Source organism: Kitasatospora sp. NPDC043949, from assembly GCF_056435365.1.
Genome location: NZ_JBWKEQ010000121.1, coordinates 1 through 1,371, shown reverse-complemented (window position 1 = coordinate 1,371; position 1,371 = coordinate 1). Strand labels below are relative to the sequence as shown.

Here is a 1,371-nt window from a genome sequence, read left to right as displayed (position 1 = left end):
CAGGCGCTCCCCTCCCCCCCCCCCCCCCCCCCCCCCCCCCCCCCCCCCCCCCCCCCCCCCCCCCCCCCCCCCCCCCCCCCCCCCCCCCCCCCCCCACGGCCGTTTGGGGGGCCGCCGCGGCTATATGATCACGCGGCCGAGATCACGTCACGGGGGAGCACGAGAACAGCGATGGCCGGGCAGGCAGTACTCGCACCGCCGAGGGAACTCCGCACCTGGTTCGGCCGTCGCTCGGTGCGGATGACCGGATCCGCGCTGGTGTGGCAGGAGGAACCGGAGGCCTTCCACATCCCCTACGGCCGGATCCACCGGGTGCACGCCGTCCCCGGCCGGGGCGTGCTCTGGGACCTGTGCGTCGAGGTCGACCCGCCGGGGCGCGGCGAGCGCTCCGAGTTCCGCCTGGGCACGACCGACGCCAAGGCCCAGGCGTTCGCCGACGCCATCAACGCGCAACGGCTGAAACGGCTCGCCGAGGCTCCGGCCGACCCGGCGCGGATCCGCGTCGAACCGTTCCGGCGGCCCAGGCCGCTGCGGCCCGCCGGCTGGCAGCTCGGCCTCCTCGCCCTGTTCGCCGGCTGCCTCACCGAGTCCGTCGCCCTGGCCCTGCTCGGCCACCCGGTGCGGGCCGGGTTCGTCTGGGCCGGCTTCGCCGCCTGGTGGGTGAGCGCCGCCTGGGCGGCGAACCTGCCCTGGCAGCTGCGGTACTGGCGCCAGCAGCAGGCACTGGGCGAGCTCCGCCCGGCGGAGTTCACCGGCTCCTACCTCGGGGAGTACAGGGTGCACGACGTCCACGGCCACTCCCGCAGCACCCGGCGCACGCTCCGGTACACCTACCGGGTGACCGACCAGCTCGGCACGGCGCAGCGGCACGAGTGCAGCGCCGCCGACGTGCAGGACGTGGCGCGGCCCCGCACGGTCCTGGTGGTGCCCGGCCGCCTGTCGGCGGACACGCCGGGCGGGCTCGCCGGCCACCTGGTGTGGATGGGCGTCACCGGCCTGCCGACCCTGGTCGCGGGCCTGGTCGGCCTGGTCCTCGTCCCGGGCCTGCTGCTGCCCTGAGCCGCCGACGGCTCACCGGTGCCGACCACCCCGCTCACCCGGATGCGCGTCCGGCCTGGACTCCGGGTCCGCCTCCCGCCCCACCCGACGCGCACCCTTCCGTTTGCGGTGGCCCGGGCCGGGGTGTGGGGGCGGTGTGCCGGCGCTGGAGATCCACTGGAGGCCGCCTCAAGGCGGGTGGTTCGTGGCGGGTTGGGTGTGTTCTGGTGGATGGCGAAGCAGACCCGCCCCGGGGGGGGGGGGGGGGGGGGGGGAGGGAAGAGGGGGGGGGGGGGGGGGGGGGGGGGGCGACGGCCCGTGGGGGGGGGGGTG

At 77.6% G+C, this 1,371-nt stretch carries 1 protein-coding gene; it reads left to right on the top strand.

Features of this window, described 5'->3' with window-relative positions; all coding sequences use genetic code 11:
* The first annotated feature begins 171 nt into the window (after nt 1–171).
* The gene (locus tag AC07AL_RS38555) at nt 172–1,059 is read left to right on the top strand and encodes a hypothetical protein (protein WP_478319570.1); all 888 of its coding nucleotides are present in this window, start codon (nt 172–174) and stop codon (nt 1,057–1,059) included.
* The last annotated feature ends 312 nt before the right edge of the window (nt 1,060–1,371 follow it).

Bases quoted from the DNA above. Each gene is read 5' to 3' on its own strand.
- AC07AL_RS38555 (WP_478319570.1), top strand. From the start codon at position 172: ATGGCCGGGCAGGCAGTACTCGCACCGCCGAGGGAACTCCGCACCTGG.